Raw genomic sequence first — 25,496 nt, 5'->3', positions numbered from 1 at the left:
GTCCTGAAGGGAGGCGCTCATGCGCAGGAGGACTCTGCTGTACGGAGCGATGGCGGCGCCCCTGCTCGCCGCCTGCTCCGGCGAGAGTGACGCCGGCAAGGGGAGCGGTGGACGCACCACCCTTTCGTACGGGGTGTGGGACGTGGCCCAGGTGCCGGGGCTGCAGAAGGTGATCGACGCCTTCGAGAAGAAGAACCCCGGTATTTCCGTGCGGATGGAGCTGACGCCCTGGTCGAGCTACTGGACCACCCTCAAGACGTCGATGCGCGGCGGCACGGCACCCGACGTGTTCTGGATGAACGCGGTCAATCTCCAGCTGTACGCCTCCAGCGGCGTCCTGGAGCCCCTGAGCGGACACATCAAGAGCGACCGCACCCCCGTGGACCGCCACCCCGACTCGCTCGTGAAGATCTACGCCTACCAGGGCACGCAGTACGGGATACCGAAGGACTTCGACACCATCGGCCTCTGGTACAACAAGGCCCTCTTCGACAAGGCGGGCATCAAGTACCCGGACGCGACATGGACCTGGGACGACGTGCGCGACGCGGCCGCCGAACTCACCGATCCCCGCGCGCGGGTGCACGGCATGGCCGCCGAGATGGACCGTCAGGGCCAGCTCTACCCCGCCATCCACGGAGCGGGCGGCTACGTCCTCGAGGACGGGAAGTCCGGCTTCGGCGACGAACGCTCCATCGAGGGGCTGCGCTACTGGACCGACATGATCGACCGCGGGTGGTCGCCGCCGCAGAGCGCGATGGTCGAGTCCAAGGGCCGCAACCGCTACTGGTCGGAGAAGACCGCCATGTACTACGACCTCTCCGCGATGGCCGGCCAGATGTACGCCGTGCCCGCACTCAAGGACCACGGCGGCGTCGCCGTGCTGCCCAAGGGCCGGGAGCGCGCCACGATCATCCACGGCCTCGCCAACGTCATCTCCGCCAAGAGCCGCAAGAAGGAGGCGGCCTGGAAGTTCGTCCACTTCATGGCGGGCCGCGAGGCCGCCGAGATCCAGGCGTCGGCGGGCGTCACCATCTCCTCGTACGAGGGGACGCAGGGCGCCTGGCTCAAGTCGATGCCCGAGTTCGACCTGAAGCACTTCATCGAGATGCAGGAGTACGCCGTGCCGTACCCGAGCTCGAAGAACACCGCGGTCTGGGAGAACCTCCAATACCCGCTCCTGGGCGCCGCGTTCAGCGGAAAGGGCGGCATCGAGAGCGCCGCACGCACCCTGGGCGAGCAGATGGACCGGGCCCTTAAGGAGGAGCGCGCATGATGAGTGTCTTTCCCTCCACGGCAGCGGCGAAGAAGGCGAGCCGCGGCGGTCCGACGACCCGGAGCGCGCCCAAGTCCTCCGGCCGGCGCACCGCGTACCTCTTCATCGCGCCGCTCGGCATCGGCTTCGCCGTCTTCTACTTCTGGCCGCTGCTCCAGACCTTCTACTTCAGCTTCACCGAGTTCGGGGCGTTCGGCGGCCACACCTGGATCGGCACGGACAACTACGTGCGCGTGCTCAAGGACGTCACCGTCTGGCAGGCGCTCGGCAACACCCTGATCTACTGCGCCATCGGACTGCTCGCCCTGCCGATCGCGATCGGCGTCGCGGCGCTGCTCAACCGGCGCGGACTGCGCGGCGTCCCGGTCTACCGCGCCCTGTACTTCATCCCGTTCGTCACGCTGCCCGTCGCCGTCGGCCTCGTCTGGAACTGGCTCTACAACGGCGACTACGGACTGATCAACGAAGTCTTCGAGTGGTTCGGTGGGGACCGCCGCTACTGGGTCTCCGACCCCTCGACCGCGGTCTACGCGATCGGCACCGTCATGGTCTGGTCGACCACCGGCTACTACTTGATCATCTTCATGGCGGGCATCAAGGGCATCCCGCAGGACTACTACGAGGCCGCCGAGCTGGACGGCGCCGGGCCGCTGCGCCGGTTCTTCACGATCACCCTGCCGCTGCTCAGCCCGACGATCTTCTTCGCGTCCATCATCTGCATGATCAACTCGCTGCAGACCTTCGACCTGATCTACATCATGATGGCCGAGAAGAACCCGGCGATCGGCGACACCCAGTCCGTGGTGAGCCTCTTCTACAAGTGGGCCTTCGTCGAGAACGCCCAGGGCGCCGCCGCCGCGCTCGCCTTCCTGCTCATGCTGATCATCGCGGCGCTGACGCTGGTGCAGTTCAGGCTGCAGAAGAGGTGGGTGCACTATGCGTGAGTCATCCGTACGGCCGGCGACCCGCGGACGTGCCGAGCGCCGGCGTTTCAACGCCGGTTCGGTCGCCACCCACGCGGTGCTCTCCCTCGGCGCCCTGGTGATGGTCTTCCCCTTCCTGTGGCAGCTGCTCACGGCCGCCAAGTCCCTCGCGGAGACAGCAAAGGTGCCGCCGACGTTCCTGCCCGACACCTGGAACTGGTCGAGCTTCGAAGAGGTCTTCAGTGCGCTGCCGTTCAAGGAGATGCTCTTCAACAGCGTCCTCAACACCGTGGGGCGCACGGTCGGACAGCTGGTGTTCTGCTCGCTCGCGGCCTACGCCTTCGCGCGCATGCAGTTCCGGGGCCGCAACGTCCTGTTCGCGGTCTTCCTCTCCGTCCTCATGGTGCCGAGCTCGCTGCTCGTCCTGCCGCAGTACGACATCATCCAGCGGATCGGCCTGCTCAACTCGGCGCCCGCGCTGTTCCTGCCGGGCATGTTCAGCGCGTTCGGGACGTTCATGCTGCGCCAGTTCTTCCTCACGCTCCCCAAGGAGCTGGAGGAGGCGGCGCGGATCGACGGTGCGGGTGCGTTCCGCGTCTTCTGGTCGATCATGTTGCCGCTGGTGCGGCCCGCGCTCGCGGCTCTCGCCGTCATCACCGCGATGTGGTCGTGGAACGACCTGCTGTGGCCGCTGATCGTCAACACCGACCCGCAGAAGATGCCCATCAGTGCCGGACTGACCTCGCTGGAGGGTCAGTTCGAGACCAACTATCCCGTGATGATGGCCGGTTCGCTCATCGCGAGTCTGCCCATGCTCATCGTCTATGTCTTCCTGCAGCGGCACTTCGTGCAGAGTGTCGCGCTCTCCGGCTCCAAGAGCTGACTCCGGCCACCCGACAGGAATGGTGAATCCCTTCATGCGACCGCTTCACATCGGCCTGATCGGGGCGGGCGGCATCGCCCGCGCCCATCTCCCCGGCTGGCTGGAACTGGGTGCGCGCGTCAGCGTCCACACCGTCGACGGCTCGGCGGAGAAGCTGGCCGCCGAGTACGAGGGCCGTGGGGTCACCGCGGTGGCGGGCCTCGACGAACTGCTCGCCGACTGCGCGGCCGTCGACATCTGCACCCCCACCCCGACCCACAAGGACCTCGCCCTCGCGGCCGTCGCGGCGGGGCGTCACGTCATCTGCGAGAAGCCCCTCGCGCTGAACGTGCGGGACGCCGAGGAGATCGCCGCAGCCGCCGAAGCGGCGGGTGTGCGGCTGCATCCCGCCCACGTCGTACGGTACTTCCCGGCGTACGCGACGATGCAACAGGCGGTCGCCAGGGGGGAATTGGGCAACCTCGCCGTGCTGCGCTTCACGCGCGGCGGGGCGCGTCCGCAGTGGGCGCCCTGGTTCGGTGACCCCGCCCTGTCCGGCGGCGTCATCATGGACCTGATGGTGCACGACATCGACATCGCACGCTGGATCGCGGGCGACGTGGTCCGCGTGCACGCGCAGACGCGAGGCATAGAGCACGCCACGGGCGACGCGCGGGCCGAGGTCGTGTCGGCGACCGCCGTCCTCACCCATGCCTCCGGCGCGATCAGTCACATCACCGGACTCTGGGGACTTCCGGACCAGCGGTTCCGTACGACGTTCCGTGTCGCGGGCGGCGACGGACTGCTGCAACACGACTCCACGACCGTGCCCGGCTACCGGATCACCGCGCAAGGTGTGCGCGCGGCCAACGAGGGCATCCCCTCGAGCCCGATGACCGAGAGCCCCTACCTCTCCGAGCTGCGGGACTTCGCGGCTTCCTGGGAGGAGGGCGGCCCGGAGCCGCGGGTGGGCGCGCGGGACGGGATCGAGGCGGTGCGGATCGCGGAGGCGGCCGTCGAGTCGAGCCGTACGGGCCGGGCGGTCGAGCTCCGACCGTCCAGTGAGTCGATGATCAAGGAGGTCACGCGATGAAGGTCGCGATGAAGGGCGTGATGAAGGTCGCGGTGCTGTCGTTCGCCCATGTCCACGCGGCCGGGTACCTGCGGCTCCTTGCCCGGATGCCGGGGGTCGAGGTCATCGGCAGCGACCCGGACGCCGACTCGGCCGCGCCCGGTGAGGTGCGGGGCCGCGCGTTCGCCGAGGAGAGGGGGGTCGCGTACGTGGAGACGTACGAGGAAGCCTTCGCCTGGGGCCCCGACGCGGTGATCGTCTGCTCCGAGAACGCGCGGCACCGTCCGCTGGTGGAGCTTGCCGCGTCCCACGGGGTCGACGTCCTGTGCGAGAAGCCGCTGGCCACGACGGTCGAGGACGGGGAGGCGATGCTCGCGGCGTGCCGGGAGGCCGGCGTGCGGCTCGCGGTCGCCTTCCCGGTCCGCTTCAGCCCGGCGTACGCGGCGGTCAAGGCGGCCGTCGCGTCGGGGGAGGTGGGCCGGGTCCTGACCGTGTCCGGCGCGAACAACGGCTCCATGCCGAGCTCGCGGCGCTGGTTCGCCGATCCCGAACTCGCGGGCGGTGGCGCGCTGATGGACCACACGGTCCACATAGCCGACCTCCTGGACGACCTCTTCGGCGACGCCCGCCCCGTCGACGTGTACGCCCAGACGAACAACCGTATGTACGAGGGCGAGGTCGACGCCGAGACCAGCGGTCTGGTCACCGTGACCTACGACAACGGCTCGGTGGCCACGATCGACTGCAGCTGGTCGCACCCCCGCTCCCACCACTCCTGGGGCGGCCTCGAACTCACCGTGGTCGGCGAGCGGGCAACCCTGGAGATGGACGCCTTCGACCAGTCGCTCCACGGCTACAGCGAACGCCACCGCAAGGGCCTGGAACTGCCCTTCGGCGCCAACCTGGACGAACGAATGCTGCACGCCTTCCTGTACGGCCCCGGCGAGGACGGCATGAACGTGGCCGATGGCGAGGGCGGCCTACGCACGCTGAGAATCGTGACGGCGGGCTATGCGTCGGCCCGGAGGGGGGTGCCGGTGGCGGTGGGCTGAGGGGGGCGGCTCCGTCCGCCCGGCGGTTCGCACAGGCCCTCAGCCGCCGAACAGCTGTGTCCAGTACGTGCCCGCCGGGCCGCCGCCCGCGAAGCCGACGCCGAGGTGGGTGAAGGTGGGCTTGAGGATGTTGGCCCGGTGGCCGGGGCTGTTCATCCAGCCGTCCACCACCTCGGCGGGCGTGCGCTGCCCGCAGGCGATGTTCTCGCCGATCGCGCGGTGCGTGCTGCCCGCGGCGGACGCACGGTGCCAGGGTTCGCCGCCGTCGGGCGAGGTGTGGGAGTAGAAGGCCCGCGCCACCATGTCCGCGCTGTGGGCCTGCGCCGCCGCGGTCAGGAGCGGGTCGGGGGAGAGGGGTCGCAGGCGCGCGGCGGTCCGTTCGGCGTTGGTGAGCCGGAGCACCGCCGCCGCCCACTCCGCGAGGCCCTGCGTGCTGAAGGGAGTGGCCCACAGCGCCGTCCAGTAGAGGTCGCCGGAGCGCGCGTCGGCGGCGTGGCCCACCCCGACGTGCGTGTACGCCCGGCTCCGCACCGTCAGCCCCGACTGCTCGCCGGAGAGGCAGTACTCCACGAAGTCGGCGGGTGAGCGAGGCCCGGAGACCAGATGCTCGCCTATGGCCAGATACGCGTACCCACCGGCGACGACGCGCTGGTAGAGGGACGTGCCGTCCGCATGCTCCGAGCTGAGCGTGGACCGCGCCGCCATCCCGGCGGCATGCGCCCCCGCGGCGGCGGTCAGCCGGGCGTCGAGGGAGACGGGAGGAGCCCCCGCCGACGCCCGCGCGGCGTTGACCAGCGGGAGGAATCCATCGGGTGCGGGCGGTCCGGAGGGCGCGAGCCGACCGGCGGGTGCAGCGGGTCGGGACGGCGCGGGTATACGTGCGGGGCCGGTCGGCGGCTGTGGCGCCTCGTCCTCCGCCACGTCCACCCCGAAGTCGCGTGCCACCCCCGCGAGCCCGTCCGCGTACCCCTGGCCGAGTGCCCGCAGCTTCCACCCCGGCCCGCGGCGGTAGATCTCCGCGAGCAGCAGCACCGTCTCGCGGTCGGGCCGCGGCGGTGTGAAACGCGCCACCAGCCCCCCGCCGGGCCCGTGCACCTGGAGCGCGATCCCGGGCAGGCGCCCCAACGGCGTGCCCGGCTCGGCAGGGCTCACGGCCACCGTTACGCGGCTCGCACCGGCCCGCAGGCGCCGCCCGTCGATCGTGACCGTGTCGCCCTGGAGGCGGGCGCCGGCCGTGGCGGGCTGGTTGTAGAAGACGAAGTCACCGTCGCCCGAGACCTTGCCGCTGTCGCCCGTGACGATCACGGACAGGTCGAAGGGGCCGGGCACCCGGAGGGTGACGGCACCGTCGGGCAGCGGCACGTTCCCCCCGGCAACCAGCTCGTTCATGCAAGGACAACGCGAGGCCGGCACCCCCGGGTTCCCGGCGCGCGGAGACGCGGAAGGGGAAGGAGCCAGGGCCGAGCCGGAGGTCCCGCCGAAGGGCGGAGGGCGGCTGAGACCGGAGGCGGATCCGCGCCGGAAAAGCGGCGTATTAGCGTGGGGGTCACGGGAAAGCACAATTCTCCGACAGGATCCGAGGTGCCCGGCAGATGGCAAGCCGCAGCGAGAGCCGTACCCAGCTCGTAGAGGGACTCATGGAGCGGTTCCCGCAGGTGCCGCGGGAGGCGGTGATCAAGGAGGACCTGCTCAGGGGCGGAATGGCGTTCGACGAGTCCGCGCTCAGCGACAATGAGGGCGGCGAGGTCAAGCCGAAGTCGTACTTCATCTTCTCCTTCGACCACAGCACCCTGCCCGAGCTCGGCGCTGCGGCCCTGCGCCGCCCGCCGGAGGAGATCGTCCTCACCGGCGGCCCGTACGACCTGCGCCGCACGGTCGTCTCGGTCCGCGTGAACCCCGCCTCGCCCTACCGCGTCGCCGCCGACGACGACGGCGTACTGGGCCTCTACCTGGACGGCGTACGCATCTCCGACGTGGGCCTGCCGCCGATGCCGGACTACTACCGGCACACGCTGGAGAACGGCAAGTCCGTGATGGAGGTGGCGCCCACCATCCAGTGGGGCTACCTGATCTACCTGACGGTCTTCCGGGTCTGCCAGTACTTCGGCGCCAAGGAGGAGTGCGGGTACTGCGACATCAACCACAACTGGCGCCAGCAGAAGGCGGCGGGTCGCCCCTACACGGGCGTGAAGCCGATGGACGAGGTCCTCGAAGCCCTCGCCATCATCGACAAGTACGACACCGCGAAGGCCTCCACCGCGTACACGCTCACCGGTGGCGCCATCACCACCCAGCTGCAGGGCAAGGACGAGGCCGACTTCTACGGGCAGTACGCGAAGGCCATCGAGGAGCGCTTCCCCGGCCGCTGGATCGGCAAGGTCGTCGCCCAGGCGCTGCCCAAGGAGGACGTCCAGCGCTTCCACGACTACGGCGTGCGGATCTACCACCCCAACTACGAGGTGTGGGACCCGTACCTCTTCGAGCGCTACTGCCCCGGCAAGGAGCGCTACGTCGGCCGTGACGAGTGGCACCGCCGCATCCTGGACTCCGCCGACGTCTTCGGACCGCGCAACGTCATCCCGAACTTCGTGGCGGGCGTGGAGATGGCGGAGCCGTTCGGCTTCAAGACGGTCGGCGAGGCCATCGACTCCACCACCGAGGGGCTGCAGTACTTCATGTCGCGCGGCATCACGCCCCGCTTCACCACCTGGTGCCCGGAGCCCACGACGCCGCTGGGCAAGGCGAACCCGCTGGGCGCACCGCTGGAGTACCACGTGCGTCTGCTCGAGGCGTACCGCGCGACGATGGAGGCCAACGGCCTCTCCTCGCCTCCTGGTTACGGCCCCGCGGGTCCGGGTCGCGCCGTGTTCTCCGTCTCCTCCTTCATGGACAGCCTGGCGCCGGACGAGGCAGCCCCCGAGGACCGCCTGACCGGGAACATCGTCCCCGAGAGGGCCTAGTTCCTGGGAGGGCCTAGCTTTTGGGCGTGCCCAGCGCCGACAGGAGTCGTTCGGCCTCCGCCGTCACCGAGGTGAGGGCGGAGGCCGGGTCGGGCGAGCGGGCGAGGAGCATGCCCGCCTCGCACAGCGCACCGAACATCAGCTGACAGCGCACGTCCAGATCCCCGTCGCCCAGGTGCCCGGCGTCCGCCGCCGCGCGCATGCCGTCCGTCAACACCCGCAACGTGTGCGCGTATTCGATCTCGCGGACGCCCTCCCAGCCGAGGACGGAGGGCGCGTCGAGCAGCACGATCCGCCGGAACCCGGGGTCCAGGCAGTGCTCCAGAAAACGCCGGCAGCCGCGCCGCAGCGCGGACCAGGCGTCGGGCTCCTCGGCCGCGGCGCGCTCCAACTCCGCCGCGATCTCCTCCTGTTCGCGGACGAACACCGCGTGGAAGAGGGCCGCCTTGCCCTCGAAGTGGTGGTAGGCCGCGCCCTTGGTGACCCCTGCGGCGGCCGCCACGGCGACGATCGAGGTCGTCGCGTACCCGTCCCGGCCGAAGAGCCGCTGCGCCGCCGCGATCAGTTGCGCGGTGGTCGCGTCCGAGCGTTCCGCCTGTGTGCGGCGGGCAGTTGACGGCGTTGGCGGCACCTGGGGGACCACGATCGGCTCTCCTCTTGACGAACATACTCACGGTACGTAGGTTCCGCACCAGTTGCATACCTTCGGTATGAAAGCGAGTTGAGCATGACAAAGCCGCTCTTCGCAATCTACGGAGCCTATGGCCACACCGGACGCCTCGTGGCCTCCGAACTCCGCGCCAGAGACGCGGAGTTACTCCTGGTCGGCCGCGACGCCGAGGCGTTACAGGCACTGGCAGACGAACTCGACGCGGGGCAGCAGGTGCGGACCCGCACCGCCTCCGTGGACGACGCCACGGCCCTGCGCGAGGTGATGACCGCGGCCGACGTACTCATCCAGTGCGCGGGCCCCTTCGCGGTCACCGGCGCTCCCGTCGCCGCCGCGGCAGCGGACGCGGGCTGTCACTACATCGACCACGCACTCGAACCCCACCACGTGAAGAACGTCTTCGACACCACGCAGGCCACGGCGCAGCGCACCGGCGCCGTCATGATCCCCGCCCTCAGCTTCTACGGCGGCCTCGGTGACCTCCTGGCGGGAGCGGTGGCGGACGGCATCGCGGGCATCGACCGGATCGTCGTCGCGTACGCGGTGAACGGCTGGCGGCTGACCACCGGCGCCAAGAACACCGCGACCCACCTCTTCGCCGAGACCGAGCGCCTCACTTTCGAGGACGGCGCCCTGCACGCGGGCTACGTCGAGCCCCGCAACGCCGTCTTCCCCTTCCCGCCGCCCCTCGGCCCGCGGTCGATGATCGCCCCGTTCCCGTCGAGCGAGGTCGTGACGCTCCCGCGCCATGTCCCCGCGCGCGCCATCGACTTGATGCTCAGCACCAGCGCCTTCGAGGCCGAGAAAGCATTCGACAGCGAGCACATCGGCGCCGCGGAACGCGCGGCCACCGACTTCACCGTGGCCGTCCAGGTGATGGGGGAAGGAGGCAGCGCGGCGGGGCAGTTGACCGGCCACGACCTGTGGCGGGCCGGAGCGCTCGCCTCGGTGGAGGGCGCGACGCGGATCGCGGAGGGAAGGGGCCCGACGAAGACAGGGGTCCTCGCCCCTGGCGAGGCATTCGAGGCGGAGCCGTTCCTGCGCGATCTGGAGCGCCAGGGCGCGTTCACGCTCACGCTGCGACGCGGGGAGAGGTGAGCGGGATGCCAGAGACGACGCCGACGCCGTCGGCCACAACCGAACCGGTCCTGGTCACCGGAGCCGCGGGAGGACAGCAGGGTTCCACCGGCCGCCATGTGGTGCGGCTGCTGCTCGACCGCGGCCAGGCGGTACGAGCCCTCGTGCGCACCGACGACGACCGCGCCGCTGCGCTGCGGAAGATGGGCGCGGAGGTGGTCGTCGGGGATCTGCGCGAGATAACGGACGTGCTCGCGGCGGTACGGGGCGTGCGCCGCGCCTTCTTCACCTATCCGGTCACCGACGGCCTCCTTGAGGCGACCGGCGCCTTCGCGGCAGCGGCCCGGCGCGAGGGCCTCGAACGCGTCGTCGAGGTGTCCCAGCTGGCGGCGGCCCCGGACGCGGGAACGCCGCGGATGCGGCAGCACTGGGTCGCCGAGGAGGTCTTCGACTGGGCGGGTGTCGGCGCGGTGCACCTGCGCGCCGGGGTCTTCTTCGAGAACCTGGACTTCCTGGTGCGCGCGGGCGGCGGCCGCGAGCTCGCGATGCCGCTGGGTTCCCTGGACACGGTGCTTCCGCTGATCGCGGGGGAGGACGTGGCGCGCGTGGGCGCGGGGCTCCTCGCGGACCCGCTGCCCTCGTGCGCCGATCCCGTGGTGCTGCTCACCGGGCAGATCCTGACCGTGGGGGAGGCCGTGGAGACGTACGGCGGCGGCCTGAAGTACGTGGACGTGCCACCGGAGGAGTGGCGCGAGCGCGCGATGTCCCTGTACGGGGACACGCACGTGGTGGCCCACCTGGACAAACTGTGGGAACTGTTCCGCCTGATCGGCTCGCACCACGAGCTGTATCAGGCGACGGAGGCGATCGAGCGGTTCGGGGGTCGCCCACCGGGGACGCTGCGGGAGTTTGTGCAGGGCCGTCGCGCCTAAATCTATTCAGCCCGTCCGGCGTTTGAGGACGAACTCGGCGAAGCCGGTGATCAACGTCAGCTAGGCCCCCGCACCGGAACGGCCCGTGGCGGAGCCGCCAATGTCACAGTCGGACAGGGGCGGGGTTGGGGAATGATCGATCAAACGGCGACCCTGCCCCACCCGCGCCCCACCCCCGGAGGAAACGTGCAACAGAACCCCGTCACCGCAGTGACCGGCGGCAGCCGCGGCATCGGCGCAGCCATCTCCACCCGCCTCGCCAAGGACGGCCACCACATCGCCCTCGGCTACCACTCCGACGCCGACGCCGCCGAAAAGGTGGCCGCGGAGGTCCGCGCGACGGGGGTCCGCTGCCTCACCGTCCGGATGGACACCGCCGACGAGGCGGACGTCGACCGTCTCTTCGAGACCGCGGCCGCGGAACTCGGCCCGGTCACGGGGCTCGTGAACAACGCCGGGATCGGCGCCCCGGTGGGCCCCCTCGCGGACGCCGACGTCGCCGCCATGCGCCGCGCGCTCGACGTGAACGTACTCGGCTATCTGCTCTGCGCGCGCCGCGCGATCCGCGACATGAAGCGGACCGGCGCCGGCGGCGGCATCGTGAACATCTCCTCCGCTGCGGCGACCCTCGGCGCCCCGGGCGAGTACGTCCACTATGCCGCCGCCAAGGGAGCCGTCGACACGATGACCGTCGGCCTGTCGAAGGAGGTCGCGGCGGACGGCATCCGCGTCAACGCGGTCGCGCCCGGTGTGATCTGGACCGAGTTCCACGCGGACCCGGAGCGTCCGGCGAAGCTCGCGGGCAACATCCCCCTGGGACGCTCGGGCCACCCCGAGGAGATCGCGGCGGCCGTCGCATGGCTGCTCTCGGCCGAGGCGTCGTACGCGACCGGGACGATCCTGCGGGTCGCCGGCGGACGGTGAGCCGACCCGCGTGCGCCGGGCGGGGGCGCGTGTCCTTCGCCCTCTCTAGGCTTGGCGCATGATCACCGCATCCGCCCGCATCACCCCGGACGTCGTCATGCGCCCCGCCAGGCCGGAGGACGCCGAAGGTCTCGCGCACGCCCGGCTGCGCAGCCGCGCGCATCTGGAGCCGTGGGAACCCGACAGACCCGAGGACTACTTCACCCGGCAGGCGCAGGCGGCCCGGCTCCGTGCCCAGCTCGAGGAGTGCCGGGCCGGGCGGACGGCTCCCTGGGTGCTCGACCGTGACGGCGACATCGTCGGCTCGGTCACCATGTCCCACATCGTCCTCGGCCCGCTGCGCAGCGGCAGTCTCGGCTACTGGATCGACGTGGACCACGTGGGCCGAGGTCTCGCCACCGCCGCCGTCGAGCAAGCCTGCGTTTCCGCGGACACCGAGCTCGGCCTGCACCGCGTGGAAGCGGGCACGCTGCTCGACAACGTGCCCTCGCAGCGCGTCCTCAGCAAGTGCGGCTTCGAGGAATTCGGGGTCGCGCCGAAGTTCCTGCACATCAACGGCGCCTGGCGCGACCACCGGCTCTTCCAGCGGATCCTGAACGACCGCACCCCCTGAGTCGATCCCAGGGGGCGCGGTCGTACGAACGAACTGCAAGCGTCTAGATGATGTCCTCCGCGATCTCCGCCTGCTCCCGCTCCGAGCCGTACGCCGACGGTGTGCTGTAGGAGCGCCGCGCGACGAACCACCAGATCGTGGCGAGGGTCAGCACCACGACGAGCGCGATCGACGCGTAGTTCATCGTGTCGACGGTCACCGGCGAGACCTGGGGCAGGCAGAACAGGACCGTCACGAACGCCACCCAGATCACCGCGATCCAGCCGATGGGCTTGCTCCAGCGGCCCAGGTTCCACGGACCCGGCTCGAAGCGGTCGCCCGCCCGCAGCCGCAGGTAGATCGGGATGGCGTACGCGGGCGTGATGCCGATGACGTTGATGGCGGTGACGGCCGTGTACGCGGTCGTCGAGTACAGCGACGGCAGGGCGATGACCGCGGCGAGGCCGACCGAGAGCCACACCGCGGGCACCGGGACCTGCGTACGGGAGCTGACCTTGCGCCATACCTTGGAGCCGGGCAGCGCGTTGTCGCGGCTGAAGGCGAACACCATCCGGCTGGCCGCCGCCGTCTCGGCGTTGCCGCAGAACAGCTGCGCCACGATCACGATGAGCAGCAGGGCCGTCGCGCCGGACTCGCCGATGGCGTCGATCATGATCTGCGCCGGCGGCACCCCGGTCTCGGTGTTCTGGGTGCCCGCGTAGTCCTGGATCGCGAACGTGAGACCGGCAAGCAGCACGAAACCGGCTATCCAGGACGCCCAGATGGCACGCACGATGCCGCGTGCCGCGGTCACCGAGGCGTTGGAGGTCTCCTCCGAGAGGTGGGCGGAGGCGTCGTACCCGCAGAAGGTGTACTGCGCGAGGAGCAGACCGATCGCCGTGACGTAGAGCGGATTGTCCCAGCCGGTGTCGTTGACGAACTCGCCGAAGACGAAGCCGGGCGACTGGTGGTGGTCCGGCACGATCGCGAGGACGCCCACGATCACGGCGACACCGGCCACGTGCCACCACACGCTGATCGAGTTGAGCAGGCTGACCAGACGCACGTTGAAGAGGTTGAGGACGGCGTGCAGGAGCAGGATGCAGAGGAAGATCAGGAAGGTCTTCTCCGGTGTCGGCGTGAAGCCGAACTTCAGGTTCAGGAACGCCCCGGAGAAGAGCGCGGCGCCGTAGTCGATGCCCGCGATGGCGCCGAGCAGGCCGAGCAGGTTCAGCCAGCCCGTGTACCAGCCCCAGCGTCGGCCGCCGAGCCGGTCGGCCATGTAGTAGAGGGCACCCGAGGTCGGGTACGCGCTGGTGACCTCGGCGAGCGCCAGGCCCACGAAGAGCACGAAGAGGCCGACGCCTGCCCAGCCCCAGAGCATCACGGCCGGGCCGCCGGTGCCGAGCCCGAAGCCGTACAGGGTCATGCAGCCGGAGAGGATGGAGATGACGGAGAAGCTGATGGCGAAGTTGCCGAAGCCGCCCATCCGGCGTGCCAGGACCGGCTGGTAACCGAGCTCCCTGAGCCGTTGTTCCTCGTCGGGCAGGGGGGCCGTGGTCGTCTCAGGACTCGACCAGGTGGTGCGGGACACGGATGTACCTCCGTCGGGGAGCGGTGGACCGGGGAGCTGGTGGTGCTTCTTTCGATGGACCGTGCCGAGGAGGGTGCTCAGTCCGGATCCGGTACGGCGCTCAGACAGCGCGTACGTGCCTGCGTGAACGCCTCGGCCGCCGCGTCGGCGTCGCCGGGCGAGCGGGTGCGGTACGTCCAGGGCGCCACGGTGTAGAAGGGGTCGAGCACCTCGAACACCCGGGCCGCGTCCGCGAATTGGTGGGCGCCCCACAACGCGTGGGCGACGTGGTTGAGGTCGAGCAGCGAGGTCGCCGCGGGGCGCGTGTGCTCAAACCACAGGTGCAGGGCGCGCAGGGCGGAGCGGGTCGCGTCCTCCCCGATCCAGTGCAGGTCCAGGGCGCGTTCGGCGCCGCCGTCCTTGCGGTACCGCTCGACGCGCACATACAGGGGCAGTACGTGCAGCGCGGAGCCCGCGGGAGCCGAACCGGAGGCCCAGTGGGCGAAGTTGACCGCTTCGGTGAGCGGGCCTCCAGGGCGCCGGGTGTACGCGAACTGCAGCATCCGGTGGTAGGCCTCGCGATTGCCGGGGTCCCGCTTGTCGGCCTCGGCGAGGAGATGCCAGGGGCCGGGGAAGAGCATCGGCTCGGGGGCGGGCACCCGGTGTTCGTCCCAGCGCTGCCCCTTGTCGAGCTGGGCGAGGGCGAGCAGGCAGACCCAGGGCACGGGGTCCTCGGGGGAGGCGTCGATCGTGGCGCCGCAGGCCGCTGCCGCCTCGCGCCAGAGCTCGTTGGTGTGGCGGTGTCCGGCACGATGGGCGCGCAGGGTCCGCTCGACCAGGACCCTGGTGTGCAGGACGGATGCCGCCGCACTGTGCGGCTCCTCGGCCTGCCAGGCCTTGACCACGTCGGAACCGGCGACGGCGGCGGCGAGGATCTGTGTGCGCTGCGTCCAGAGGCCCCAGTCGGGGGTCGAGTCGAGCAGGTTGCGCGTCGACACCCAGCGCCCCGTCTTGAGGTCCTGGAGTACGGCGCGCAACTGTTCGTCGTGGCCCGCCGGGTGGTACACGGGGCGGCCTGACGGAGTGGGCATGAATCCTCTGTGGGGGCAGAGAGCGGCGGGCAGGGGCTGAACTGGCGTGTTCGGGAGTGATGTTGTTTGTTCGGCGGTCAGTGTAGATCTGTAACTTCCGTTTACAGGGCGGTTCGTGGATCTTTTTGGATCGAATTGCGTTCAACTCGGCGCGCCGGTTGGCAATTTGGAAAAAAAGTCAGTCGCGGAACGGCCCGTGAAGGGGGCTCTTGACGCCTTCCCGGGCGCTGTAGCAGGCTTCCGCGGTGATCACCAACGGCAGAGGACCGCGCGGCGAGGCTGTCCTCGCCATCGACCAGGGCACGTCCGGCACGAAGGCTCTCGTCCTCTGTCCGGAGCGCGGGGTGATCGGTTCCGGTGCCGCGCCCGTACGTCCGCGCCACCTCCCCGGCGGCCGGGTGGAGGTCGATCCGGCGGCGCTTCTTGCCTCGGTCGTCGACGCGGGGCGCCGCGCCCTCGCGGACGCCGGGGAGCCGGTCGCCGCCGTCGGCCTCGCCAACCAGGGCGAGACGGTCCTCGCGTGGGACCCCGTATCCGGCAGCCCGCTGACCGATGCGATCGTCTGGCAGGACCGCCGAGCGGAACCCCTGTGCACGGAACTCGCGCCATATGCGAAGGAGTTGAGGCAGCTGACAGGGCTTCCCCTCGACCCCTACTTCGCCGCCCCGAAGATGGCATGGATACGCCGCCACCTCACCCGGGAGGGCGTCGTCACCACCAGCGACGCCTGGCTGGTCCACCGGCTCACCGGCGAGTTCGTCACCGACGCGGCGACCGCCGGACGCACCCAGCTCCTCGACCTCGACGATGCCACGTGGGCGCCACTCGCCCTTGACGTCTTCGGCCTCGCCGACGAGCGGCTGCCCCGGGTCGTCGACGCGGCGGGCCCGGTCGGCCCCACGAGCGCCTTCGGCCCCGAACTCCCGCTGACGGGCCTCCTCGTCGACCAGCAGGCCGCGCTGCTCGCCCAGGACGTGACCGAGCCGGGCACCGCCAAGTGCACCTACGGCACCGGCGCGTTCCTGCTCGCCCAGACCGGCTCCCGCCCACGCCGCGGCGACTCCGGCCTGGTCAGCTGTCTCGCCTGGCGGCTCGCGGGGGAGAACAGCTACTGCCTCGACGGGCAGGTCTACACGGCCGCGTCCGCCGTCCGCTGGCTCACGGACCTCGGCGTGATCGAGGGGGCGGCGGACCTCGACCTGGTCGGCTCGTCGGTGGCGGACGCGGGCGGCGTCACCTTCGTGCCCGCGCTCGCCGGGCTCGCGGCGCCCTGGTGGCGCGGCGACCTGCGCGGCTCGATCACCGGGCTCGGCCTGGACACGGCCCCCGGCCATCTGGTCCGCGCCCTGTGCGACGGCCTCGCGGCTCAGGTGGTCTCCCTCGCCGACGCCGTGGCCGCCGACCTGGGCGAGCCCCTGACGAGCCTGCGCGTCGACGGCGGTCTGACGCGCTCGTCCCTCCTGATGCAGACCCAGGCCGACCTCCTGCAACTCCCGGTGGAGGTCTCGGCGTTGCCCGATGTCACCGCCCTCGGCGTGGGGGCCGTCGCCCGCATGGGCCTCGACCCGAAGCTCACGGTGCGGGACGCCGTCCCCCGGTGGCAGCCCGCCGCCGTGTACGAGCCGCAGATCGACGCCACGCGGGCCGCCGAGCGCCTCGGGGAGTTCCGCTCGGCGGTCGACGCCCTGCTCGACCGCGCGCCCACCCCCTCGTCATGAGCGTCACCACCAAGGGGCCACTGTCGTCCGAGCCCTACGACGTGACCGTCGTCGGCGCCGGGGTGGTCGGCTCTGCCATCGCCAGGGAGCTCGCCAGGCACCCCCGCCTCCGCGTCGCCCTGGTCGAAGCCTCCGGCGATGTGGGCGACGGCACGTCGAAGGCCAACACCGCCATCCTGCACACCGGCTTCGACGCCGTCCCCGGCTCACTGGAAGCCCGCCTCGTACGCGAGGGAAGCCGCCGGCTGGCCGCGTACGCAGCCGAGGCGGGCATCCCCGTCGAACCCGTCGGGGCACTGCTCATCGCCTGGGATGCCGAGCAACTGGCTGCGCTGCCCGCCCTGTTGAAAAAGGCAGAACGCAACGGCTACACCGAGGCCCGCATCATCGGCGCCGACGAGGTGAGGTTCCGCGAACCCCACCTGGGCGAGGGCGTGTTGGGCGCCCTCGACATCCCCGGCGAGTCGATCATCTGCCCCTGGACGACGACCCTCGCGTACGCCACCCAAGCGGTGCGCGCGGGAGTGGACCTGCACCTCAACTGCCCGGTGGAGAAGGCCGGCCCAGCGCGATCGCCGAGCGACGACGACCCCACCTGTCACGAACTGACCACACCCCGCGGTGTCATACGCACCCACTACCTCATCAACGCCGCAGGTTTGCACGCCGACGTGCTCGACCGGCGGCTGCTCGGCCGCGGCGAGTTCACCGTGACCCCGCGCCGGGGCCAGCTCATCGTCTTCGACAAGCTCGCCCGCGACCTGGTCAGCCACATCCTGCTGCCCGTGCCGACGGCACTCGGCAAGGGCGTGCTGGTGGCGCCGACCGTGTACGGGAACGTTCTTCTCGGGCCCACCGCCGAGGAGTTGGACGACAAGCGGGCCACCGGCACGACCGAGGACGGTCTCGCCGGGCTGCGCGCCAAGGGCCGGCGCATCCTGCCCGCACTCCTCGACGAGGAAGTCACCGCGGTCTACGCGGGACTGCGGGCGGCCACCGAGCACGACGACTACCAGATCCACGCCTCACCGAAGGAGCGGTACATCACCGTCGGCGGCATCCGCTCCACGGGCCTCACCGCGTCGATGGCGATCGCGGAGTACGTCGTGGGCCTGCTGGCCGAAACCGCGGCCCCGGACCTCGGCCTCGACTTGACCACCCCCAGGGCCCTGGACCCGGTGCGCATGCCGAACCTGGGCGAGGCCTTCCCCCGCCCCTACCAGCGCGCCGACCTCATCGCGACCGACCCCGCGTACGGCAGCATCGTCTGCCACTGCGAGCGCGTGACCCGCGGGGAGATCAGGGACGCCCTCATCAGCACCATTCCACCCGGCTCGCTCGACGGACTGCGGCGCCGGACACGGGCGCGGGGCGGGCGCTGCCAGGGGTTCTACTGCGGGGCCGCCGTGCGGGAACTCTTCGACGGCTGGGGCGAGTCGGGGGCGGCGCGATGAGGCGGCAACGGAGTGTGGACGTACTCGTCGTGGGCGCGGGCCCCGCGGGACTCGCCGCGGCCGCGCGCCTCGCCGCCTCGGGCGCGGGCACGGTGGAGGTCCTGGAGCGCGAGGCGCGGGCAGGCGGAGTACCGCGCCACTGCCACCACGGCGGGTTCGGGCGGTGGGGAGTGACGGGGCCGCGGTACGCGGAAAGCCTCGTCGAGGCCGCGCTCGGCGCCGGAGCGGCGGTAAGGACCGGGGTGAGCGCCACAGGCTGGGCCGGACCACTATCCGTGGAAACGACCGGACCGCACGGCCTGGAACAGATCACTGCGCGTGCCGTGGTCCTCGCCACGGGCGCGCGGGAAAGGCCGCGGACGGCACGGCTCGTGCCGGGGACGCGCCCGGCGGGGGTCTTCACCACGGGAGAGCTGCAGCAGGCGGTCAACCTCTACCGCCAGGAGATCGGGACCCGCGCGGTCGTCGTCGGCGCGGAGCCGGTGAGCTACGCGGCGCTGTCCGCTCTGCGGCGCGCGGGCGTGCGGGTCGCCGCGCTCGTCACGGAGGAGGCGCGGGCCCAGGTGGGCCCTGGCAGGGCCGCGGTCGCCCGCCTCGGGGTCCCGTCGGTACCACTGCTGACCGGGGTGTCGGTGACCGAACTCCTGGGCCGCGGGCGGCTGTCGGGGGTACGGCTGCGGCGGCACGACGGCCGGGAGCGCGTCCTCGCCTGCGACACGGTGGTGTTCACCGGCGACTTCGTCCCCGACCACGAGCTGGCGCGGCGCGTAGGCGTGCTCCTGGACCCCGGGACACGGGGCCCGGCGGTGGACACCGCGTTCCGCACCGCGACCCCGGGGGTCTTCGCGGTGGGCAGCGGGGTGCATGCGGTGGAGCCGGCGAGGGTGGCGGCGGGGGAGGGGGCGCGGGTGGCGGGTTCGGTGCTCGGCCACCTCGGGGGCGCGGAATGGCCTGGCGACGCGGTGCCGGTCGTGGCCGACTCCCCTCTGCGCTGGGTGGCGCCGAACCGGCTGATGCCGGATGCACCGGGCGGCCGCTTCGTCCTGCGGACGGCGGAGGCTCTGACCTGCCCCGTTCTGGTGGTGACGCAGGACGGTCGGCACTTGTACCGGCAACGGGTGAGGCGGAGGGTGCTGCCCAACCAGGGGGTGTATCTCTCGGGGGATTGGGTCGGGAGGGTGGATGCGGGGGATGGTCCGGTGCGGGTGAGTATCGGGTAGGGCCTGCCCCCAGACCCCCGGTAGGGATTCCAGCCCGTCCGGCGTTTGAGGACGAAGTCGGCGGAGCCGGTGATGACGGTACGCAAGGCCCCCGCGCCAGAGCGGGTTTTCGGGAAGGGGCGGGGTTGGGGAAAAGACCACTCTTCCGCCCAGCCGCACCTCCCCGTACACTCAAAACTAGCAGTGCTAATTTACGTCCAGCCGTCACGCAGTGACCCCGCAGTGACCCCGCAGACGACGACCGCAAACGATCCGGAGCCGTATCGTGCGCCCAGTCCACTTCGCCGCAGCCCGCCGCACCCCCATCGGCAAACTCCGCGGCACCCTGTCCTCCGTCCGCCCGGACGACCTCGCCGCCACCGTCGTACGGGGCCTCCTCGCGGGCACACCGCAGCTGGACCCCGCCCGGATCGACGACATCTACTGGGGCGCCGCCAACCAGGCGGGCGAGGACAACCGCAACGTGGCCCGCATGGCCGCCCTCCTCGCCGGTCTCCCGGACTCCGTGCCCGGCGCCACCGTGAACCGCCTCTGCGCCTCCGGCATGGAAGCCGTCACCGCCGCCGCCCGCACCATCGCCTCGGGTGAGGGCGACGTCGTCCTCGCGGGCGGCTCCGAGTCGATGAGCCGCGCCCCCTTCGTTCTGCCCCGCCCCGACGAAGCGCTGCCGCACAAGATGGAGACCGCCGACACCCGCCTGGGGTGGCGCCTGGTCAACCCGGCGATGAAGGACCTGCACGGCGTCCTCGCGATGGGCGAGACCGCCGAAGAAGTCGCCGAGCGCCACGCCATCTCCCGCGAACGCCAGGACACCTTCGCCCTCCGCAGCCACCAAAAGGCCACCGAGGCCCGCAAGAACGGCCACTTCGACGACGAGATCCTCCCCGTCACGCTGCCCGACGGCACCCTCGTCGAGCTCGACGAATGCATCCGCGAGGACACCTCGTACGAGAAGCTCAGCGGCCTGCGTCCCGTCTTCCGCAAGGGCGGCACCGTCACCGCGGGCAACGCGTCGCCGATGAACGACGGCGCGGCAGGACTCCTCCTCGTCAGCGAGGAGGCACTGAACGACCTCGGCCTCGAATCCCTCGGCCGGTATGTCGCGGGTGCCTCCGCCGGTGTGCATCCGGACGTCATGGGCATCGGTCCCGTACCCGCCACCCAGAAGGCGCTCGCCCGCGTCGGCTGGTCCGTCGGCGATCTCCAGGAGGCCGAGTTCAACGAGGCGTTCGCGGCCCAGGCACTCGCCTGCGTCGACGCCCTGGGCATCGACCCGGAGCTGGTGAACCCGACCGGCGGCGCCATCGCCATCGGCCACCCCCTCGGCTGCTCCGGAGCCCGCATCCTCACCACGCTGCTGCACCGCATGCGCCGCACCGGATCGGCCCGCGGCCTCGCCACCATGTGCGTGGGCGTCGGCCAGGGCAGCGCGCTGCTCGTCGAGCGCGGCTGACCCCACCCCCTCCTCAAAGCTTCAAGGCCGCACGGAACGCAAGGAAACGGAGCACCACCCATGGCCACGCTGTCCCTCGCCGCGATCCTCGCCGAACCCGCCCGCCGCCGACCGGACCGCACCGCCCTCGTCGAGGGCGAACTGCGCCTCACCTTCGGCGAGTTGTGGGAGCAGGCCCGTGCGCAGGCCGCGGCCCTCGTGGGGCTCGGGGTGCGGCCGGGGGACCGGGTCGCCCTGATGGCGCCCAACACCGCGGAGTTCCCCCGCGCCTACTACGCGATCCTCGCCGCGGGCGGCGTCGTCGTCCCCGTACACCTCCTGCTCTCCGCGGAGGAGGTCGAGCACGTCCTGCGGGACAGCGGCGCCACCCTGCTCCTGTGCCACCCCGCGCAGGCCGAGACGGGCAAGGCCGCTGCCGCCGCCACCGGCGTACGCATGCTGACCCTCGGCGAGGGCGGTGAACTGGAGACCCTGACGGGCGCGGCCCAGCCGCTCCCCAGTTACGTCACTCGGGACGCCGACGACCCCGCCGTCGTCTTCTACACCAGCGGCACCACGGGAGTCCCCAAGGGCGCCGTGCTCAGCCACTTCAACCTGGTGATGAACGCGACCGTCTGTGCCTTCGACGCCCATGACGTGCGCGACGACGACATCGCGCTCGGCGCGCTCCCGCTCTTCCACGCGTTCGGCCAGAGCGTCTCCATGAACGCGACCTGGCGCGCGGGCGCGACGCTCGTCCTGCTGCCGCGCTTCGACGCGGCGCGGGCGATCGACCTGATGGCGGCGGAGGGCGTGAACACCTTCCACGGGGTGCCGACGATGTACGTGAACCTCGTGGCCGCCGCTGCCACCGCCCCCGAACTGCCCACGCTGCGGCTCGCGGTCTCCGGCGGCGCCTCGCTGCCCGTGGCCGTACTCGAACGCTTCGAGGAGGCCTTCGGCGTACCGGTCTACGAGGGCTACGGCCTCTCCGAGACCTCGCCCACCGCCTCCGTGAACCAGCCCGTCTTCGGCACCAAGGCGGGCAGCATCGGCCACCCGCTGTGGGGCGTCGACGTGGAGATCGCCCGAGCCGATGTCGAGGAGCGGATCGAGCTGCTGCCGACGGGGGAGCTGGGGGAGGTCGTGGTCCGCGGCCACAACGTCTTCTCCGGCTACCTGGGGCGCCCGGAGGCGACCGCCGAGGCCGTCGTCGACGGCTGGTTCCGCACCGGAGACCTCGGGACCAAGGACGCCGACGGGTTCCTGGCCATCGTCGACCGCAAGAAGGACGTCATCATCCGCGGCGGCTTCAACGTCTATCCGCGCGAGGTCGAAGAGGTGCTGATGCGCCACCCGGACGTGGCGCACGTCGCCGTGATCGGTCTGCCGGACGACGTGCACGGCGAGGAGATCTGCGCCGTCGTCGTCGCGGCGCCGGGCGCGGCCCCCGACGCCGCGGCCATCATCGAGTGGTCCAAGGAGCACCTGGGCCGCCACAAGTACCCGCGCCGCGTCGAGTTCACCGGCGAGCTGCCGCTCGGCCCCAGCATGAAGGTCCTCAAGCGGGAGCTGCGGGTCACCTACAGCGGAGCCTGAGTCCGGTCGGCCCCAGGCGTCCAGGATGTGGCCGCCGCTGACGGCGTCCGGATAGTTGGGTCTAGCATTTGTTTTCGGCATGGACATATCTATCGGCATGGACCTATCTGTCTGGGGCTTCGCCGCGCTCGCCGCGGCCGCGGTGCTCGTCGGCTTCTCGAAGACCGCCGTCAGCGGGGCCAACACGGTCAGCCTCGCGGTCTTCGCCGCGGTCCTGCCGGCGCGCGAGTCGACCGGGGTCCTGCTGCCCATCCTCATCGCGGGCGACGTCCTGGCCGTCCTCACCTACCGCAGGCACGCCCACTGGCCCACCCTGTGGCGGCTGTTCCCCGCCGTCGCGGGCGGCGTGGTGGTGGGCACAATCTTCCTGCTGTGGGCCGACGACGCCGCGGTGCGTACGTCGATCGGGGCGATCCTGCTGCTGATGGCGGCGGTCACGGTGTGGCGGCGCAGGGCTCCCGCGGACGAGACTCGCCCGGCGGGCCCGTCCCGCGGCTCCCGCCTCAAGGCCCCCTCCTACGGCGTGCTCGGCGGCTTCACCACCATGGTCGCCAACGCGGGCGGCCCGGTCATGTCGATGTATCTGCTGTCCGCGGGCTTCCAGAAGCTCAGCTTCCTGGGGACGTCGGCGTGGTTCTTCCTCATCGTCAACACCTCCAAGGTGCCGTTCAGCGCGGGCCTCGGCCTGATCGACGCGCACTCGCTGCTGCTGGACGCGGCACTCGTGCTCTTCGTCATCCCGGGCGCCCTCATCGGCAAGGCCGCCGTACACCGCATCAACCAGCGTCTCTTCGAGCAACTGGTGATCGGGGCCACGGTGCTCGGCGGCCTGCAACTGCTGCTGCGCTGAACCGCCGGAAGCCTCTGCTGCCCCGCCACACCGAGGGGCTTCTCGACCGGACGAGGAAAGCGTGCTGTCACACCTGGGGGATGGCTTCGGCCCAGGCGCCCCCCCCTAGACGCTGCGTGTCGGGACCGCGAGGTGTCGCCGCCCCTCGGGGGCCAGGCCATGCTCCAGGTCCTCGACGAGCAGCCGCTTCGCGATCGCGTCGACCGCCTTGACGAGGTCCTGGTCGGCGGGACGGCCGCTGTCCCGCTCCACCTGCTCGCCCAGCCATCCGGCCCACGCCTTGCCGATCACGTCGGCCTCGCGTGCACCCGCGGGGGTGTGCGAGAAGAGCAGGCCGGAGCGGGTGAGGAAGCCTTCCTCGACCATGCGGTCGAACACCGGCACAAGGACTTCGGCCGGCAACTGACGCCGGGCGGCGATCAGGCTCAGACTGGCGTGCCCGACCATCCGGTCGAAGAGCGACACCTGCATCACGGCCCACGCGCCGGCGATGTCGAGGCGGGTGTCGGAATCGCGGATGACACGACGAGCGGTGTCCATGCCGGTGTTGCGGATGATGTTGCCCACCGCCAGTTCGAGCACCCGGTCCGGGCTGCCGCCCGAGGTCGGCGACGCGAAGCCCTCGCCCATGTCCGATGAACTCATCCGCGCGCTGTCCCTCAGCTGCACCTGCTTGAGGAAGAGGGCCACCAGGAACCCGAGCAGCGCCACGGGCACCGTCCACAGGAACACGGTGTGCAGCGTGTCGGCGTACGCCTTGATGATGGGCGCCGCCGCCTCCGGGGGCAGGTCGTGCAGCCCCGCCGGACTCTGCGCGGCCTTGGCCACCACGGCGGGATCGACGGATCCGGCCTTCGCCGCCGCCGCGACCCCGTCCTCCAGATTCGGCTTCAGCGTATTGGCGTAGATCGTCCCGAACACGGCGGTGCCGAAGGAGCTGCCGAGCGTACGGAAGAAGGTGACCCCGGAGGTCGCCGTACCCAGATCCGAGTAGACGACCGTGTTCTGCACGGCGATGGTCAGAACCTGCATGCAGAGCCCGATGCCGGAGCCGAGGACGAACATGTACAGGGATTCGAGCCAGGTACTCGTCTCGTTGTCCATCAGGGAGAGCAGATAGAGCCCGAGCGCCATGACCAGCGCACCCACGATGGGAAAAATCCGGTACTTCCCGGTCTTGCTCACCACGTTGCCGCTGAAGATGGACGCGATGAGCAGCCCGATCACCATGGGCAGCGTCCGCACACCCGAGATGGTGGCCGAGTCCCCGTCGACGTACTGCAGATAGGTCGGCAGGAAGGTCATCGCGCCCAGCATCGCGAAGCCGACGATGAAGCTGAGGATCGAGCAGACCGTGAAGACGGGGTTGGCGAAGAGCCGCATCGGCAGCATCGGTTCGGCGGCCCGCGTCTCGACCACGCAGAACAGCGCGAGCGAGATCGCACCGCCGACGAACAGCGCGATGATCGTGCCCGACCCCCACGCGTACTGATTGCCGCCCCAACTCGTCGCCAGGATCAGCGCGCTGGCGCCGATCGCGACGAACGCGATGCCGAGATAGTCGATGACGGGCCGCACCGCCGACTTCACGACGGGGATCGTACGGGCCGCGGCGATCACCACGACGATCGCGATGGGCACGTTGACGTAGAAGGCCCAGCGCCAGGTCAGATGGTCGGTGAAGAGACCGCCGAGCAACGGCCCGATGACGGTGGACACCCCGAAGACGGCACCGATCGCACCCTGGTACTTGCCGCGCTCACGCAGCGGGATGACGTCGGCGATCAACGCCATCGACGTCACCATGAGCCCGCCCGCGCCGATGCCCTGCAGGGCACGCCAGGCGATGAGCAGCGTCATGTTGGTCGACAGGCCGCACAGGAACGAGCCGGTGATGAAGACGATCGCCGAGACCTGAAAGACGATCTTCCGCCCGAAGAGATCGCCGAACTTTCCGACAAGCACCGTGGCGACGGTCTCCGCGAGCAGATACGACGTCACGACCCACGACATGTGCTCCGCGCCGCCCAGATCCGCCACGATCGTGGGCAGCGCGGTGCCCACGATGGTCTGGTCGAGCGCGGCGAGCAGCATCCCCAGCATGATCGTCACGAAGACGATGTTGCGGCGGCGCTTGTCGAGGACGGGCGGCCCCTGCGCGGGGGCCTCGGCGGCGGGCTCGGCGGTGGTCGTCACTCCGCCACCCTCACACCGGGCAC

Annotated in this window: 21 protein-coding genes; 16 read left to right on the top strand and 5 right to left on the bottom strand. The window is 70.9% G+C overall.

Features of this window, described 5'->3' with window-relative positions; translation table 11 throughout:
* The first annotated feature begins 19 nt into the window (after nucleotides 1-19).
* From AB0M70_RS02435 to AB0M70_RS02415, 5 genes are read left to right on the top strand one after another with little or no spacing between them, the layout of a single operon-like run.
* A complete protein-coding gene (locus tag AB0M70_RS02435; RefSeq protein WP_365815470.1) occupies nucleotides 20-1,276 on the top strand; it encodes a sugar ABC transporter substrate-binding protein in 1,257 nt (418 codons plus the stop codon).
* Complete coding sequence (locus AB0M70_RS02430; RefSeq protein WP_365815468.1) at nucleotides 1,273-2,220, top strand: sugar ABC transporter permease; 948 nt, start codon at nucleotides 1,273-1,275, stop codon at nucleotides 2,218-2,220. The genes AB0M70_RS02435 and AB0M70_RS02430 overlap by 4 nt, the downstream gene beginning before the upstream one ends.
* Nucleotides 2,213-3,082, top strand: a complete 870-nt coding sequence (locus AB0M70_RS02425; protein WP_365815466.1) for a carbohydrate ABC transporter permease — start codon at nucleotides 2,213-2,215, stop codon at nucleotides 3,080-3,082. The genes AB0M70_RS02430 and AB0M70_RS02425 overlap by 8 nt, the downstream gene beginning before the upstream one ends.
* A 34-nt stretch (nucleotides 3,083-3,116) precedes the next feature.
* Complete coding sequence (locus AB0M70_RS02420; RefSeq protein ID WP_365815464.1) at nucleotides 3,117-4,154, top strand: Gfo/Idh/MocA family oxidoreductase; 1,038 nt, start codon at nucleotides 3,117-3,119, stop codon at nucleotides 4,152-4,154.
* On the top strand, nucleotides 4,151-5,185 hold the full coding sequence (locus AB0M70_RS02415) for a Gfo/Idh/MocA family oxidoreductase (protein WP_365815462.1): 1,035 nt from the start codon (nucleotides 4,151-4,153) through the stop codon (nucleotides 5,183-5,185). The genes AB0M70_RS02420 and AB0M70_RS02415 overlap by 4 nt, the downstream gene beginning before the upstream one ends.
* A gap of 39 nt (nucleotides 5,186-5,224) precedes the next feature.
* Here the strand turns inward: AB0M70_RS02415 and AB0M70_RS02410 are convergent, their stop codons facing one another.
* Nucleotides 5,225-6,574, bottom strand: a complete 1,350-nt coding sequence (locus AB0M70_RS02410; RefSeq protein ID WP_365815460.1) for a CAP domain-containing protein — start codon at nucleotides 6,572-6,574, stop codon at nucleotides 5,225-5,227.
* Nucleotides 6,575-6,777: 203 nt separating this feature from the next.
* Here AB0M70_RS02410 and AB0M70_RS02405 point away from each other — a divergent pair, with 203 nt between their 5' ends.
* A complete protein-coding gene (locus AB0M70_RS02405; RefSeq protein ID WP_365815458.1) occupies nucleotides 6,778-8,145 on the top strand; it encodes a radical SAM protein in 1,368 nt (455 codons plus the stop codon).
* A gap of 13 nt (nucleotides 8,146-8,158) precedes the next feature.
* Here AB0M70_RS02405 and AB0M70_RS02400 read toward each other — a convergent pair whose 3' ends face one another.
* Nucleotides 8,159-8,788: a TetR/AcrR family transcriptional regulator gene (locus tag AB0M70_RS02400; RefSeq protein ID WP_365815456.1), complete on the bottom strand. Its 630-nt coding sequence runs from the start codon at nucleotides 8,786-8,788 to the stop codon at nucleotides 8,159-8,161.
* Nucleotides 8,789-8,872: 84 nt separating this feature from the next.
* On the opposite strand from AB0M70_RS02400, the gene AB0M70_RS02395 reads away from it, so the two are divergent.
* The 4 genes from AB0M70_RS02395 to AB0M70_RS02380 all read left to right on the top strand — a co-directional run bounded on the left by AB0M70_RS02395 (nucleotide 8,873) and on the right by AB0M70_RS02380 (nucleotide 12,361).
* Nucleotides 8,873-9,913: a saccharopine dehydrogenase NADP-binding domain-containing protein gene (locus tag AB0M70_RS02395; protein ID WP_365815454.1), complete on the top strand. Its 1,041-nt coding sequence runs from the start codon at nucleotides 8,873-8,875 to the stop codon at nucleotides 9,911-9,913.
* Between the two features lie 5 nt (nucleotides 9,914-9,918).
* Complete coding sequence (locus tag AB0M70_RS02390) at nucleotides 9,919-10,824, top strand: NAD(P)H-binding protein (protein ID WP_365815452.1); 906 nt, start codon at nucleotides 9,919-9,921, stop codon at nucleotides 10,822-10,824.
* 186 nt (nucleotides 10,825-11,010) lie between these two features.
* A complete protein-coding gene (locus AB0M70_RS02385; protein WP_365815450.1) occupies nucleotides 11,011-11,748 on the top strand; it encodes an SDR family oxidoreductase in 738 nt (245 codons plus the stop codon).
* Between the two features lie 58 nt (nucleotides 11,749-11,806).
* Nucleotides 11,807-12,361, top strand: coding sequence for a GNAT family protein (locus AB0M70_RS02380; RefSeq protein ID WP_365815447.1), 555 nt, complete (start codon nucleotides 11,807-11,809; stop codon nucleotides 12,359-12,361).
* A gap of 43 nt (nucleotides 12,362-12,404) precedes the next feature.
* Here the strand turns inward: AB0M70_RS02380 and AB0M70_RS02375 are convergent, their stop codons facing one another.
* Together AB0M70_RS02375 and AB0M70_RS02370 are read right to left on the bottom strand one after the other, a co-directional pair.
* Entirely contained in the window at nucleotides 12,405-13,934 is a 1,530-nt protein-coding gene (locus AB0M70_RS02375; protein WP_365815445.1) for an amino acid permease, read from the bottom strand.
* Between the two features lie 77 nt (nucleotides 13,935-14,011).
* Entirely contained in the window at nucleotides 14,012-15,004 is a 993-nt protein-coding gene (locus AB0M70_RS02370; RefSeq protein WP_365815443.1) for a hypothetical protein, read from the bottom strand.
* 245 nt (nucleotides 15,005-15,249) lie between these two features.
* On the opposite strand from AB0M70_RS02370, the gene AB0M70_RS02365 reads away from it, so the two are divergent.
* The 6 genes from AB0M70_RS02365 to AB0M70_RS02340 all read left to right on the top strand — a co-directional run bounded on the left by AB0M70_RS02365 (nucleotide 15,250) and on the right by AB0M70_RS02340 (nucleotide 23,277).
* Nucleotides 15,250-16,722: an FGGY family carbohydrate kinase gene (locus tag AB0M70_RS02365; RefSeq protein WP_365815441.1), complete on the top strand. Its 1,473-nt coding sequence runs from the start codon at nucleotides 15,250-15,252 to the stop codon at nucleotides 16,720-16,722.
* Nucleotides 16,719-18,176: an FAD-dependent oxidoreductase gene (locus AB0M70_RS02360; RefSeq protein WP_365815439.1), complete on the top strand. Its 1,458-nt coding sequence runs from the start codon at nucleotides 16,719-16,721 to the stop codon at nucleotides 18,174-18,176. The genes AB0M70_RS02365 and AB0M70_RS02360 overlap by 4 nt, the downstream gene beginning before the upstream one ends.
* Nucleotides 18,173-19,396 (top strand): FAD-dependent oxidoreductase, encoded by a 1,224-nt coding sequence (locus tag AB0M70_RS02355; RefSeq protein ID WP_365815437.1) that lies wholly within the window; start codon nucleotides 18,173-18,175, stop codon nucleotides 19,394-19,396. The genes AB0M70_RS02360 and AB0M70_RS02355 overlap by 4 nt, the downstream gene beginning before the upstream one ends.
* A 265-nt stretch (nucleotides 19,397-19,661) precedes the next feature.
* Entirely contained in the window at nucleotides 19,662-20,849 is a 1,188-nt protein-coding gene (locus AB0M70_RS02350; RefSeq protein WP_365815435.1) for a thiolase family protein, read from the top strand.
* A 60-nt stretch (nucleotides 20,850-20,909) separates the two neighbouring features.
* A complete protein-coding gene (locus AB0M70_RS02345; RefSeq protein ID WP_365815433.1) occupies nucleotides 20,910-22,427 on the top strand; it encodes a long-chain fatty acid--CoA ligase in 1,518 nt (505 codons plus the stop codon).
* Between the two features lie 79 nt (nucleotides 22,428-22,506).
* Complete coding sequence (locus AB0M70_RS02340; protein ID WP_365815431.1) at nucleotides 22,507-23,277, top strand: sulfite exporter TauE/SafE family protein; 771 nt, start codon at nucleotides 22,507-22,509, stop codon at nucleotides 23,275-23,277.
* Between the two features lie 105 nt (nucleotides 23,278-23,382).
* Here the strand turns inward: AB0M70_RS02340 and AB0M70_RS02335 are convergent, their stop codons facing one another.
* On the bottom strand, nucleotides 23,383-25,473 hold the full coding sequence (locus AB0M70_RS02335; protein WP_365815429.1) for an MDR family MFS transporter: 2,091 nt from the start codon (nucleotides 25,471-25,473) through the stop codon (nucleotides 23,383-23,385).
* Between the last annotated feature and the right edge of the window lie 23 nt (nucleotides 25,474-25,496).

The organism is Streptomyces sp. NPDC051214, assembly GCF_040682375.1.
Taxonomy (GTDB): domain Bacteria; phylum Actinomycetota; class Actinomycetes; order Streptomycetales; family Streptomycetaceae; genus Streptomyces.
This window is presented reverse-complemented; position numbering and strand designations above follow the sequence as displayed.